Genomic DNA, 232 nt, shown 5'->3' with positions numbered 1-232 from the left:
GCTGCTTCCGTTGAAATACGGCTGAGCGGATTGCTTAAACCGGCGATCGTGCGGCGCCAGACAACCAGATGATTCTGCGGCCTTCAGAGCAAAACCTTGCCCCGGAACGATACAAATTATTGGTATTTTAAAACGTCGTTCCGGGGCGAATTGTTTTGTGTGCCGCATAATCATTGCAGTTGGCTGGATGAAGCCGGACGCGCCGAAAAGAGAGGATCGTAAGGAGATACCT

The 232-nt window shown here is 51.3% G+C and carries 1 protein-coding gene; it reads right to left on the bottom strand.

Annotated elements, in window-relative coordinates; genetic code table 11:
- A partial coding sequence (locus tag B3P58_RS03375) for a hypothetical protein (RefSeq protein ID WP_286716081.1) occupies positions 1 to 232 on the bottom strand: 232 nt, incomplete at both ends.

It is taken from the genome of Thalassolituus sp. UBA2009 (assembly GCF_002335285.1).
Classification (GTDB): domain Bacteria; phylum Pseudomonadota; class Gammaproteobacteria; order Pseudomonadales; family Oceanobacteraceae; genus Venatoribacter; species Venatoribacter alkanivorans.
This window is presented reverse-complemented; position numbering and strand designations above follow the sequence as displayed.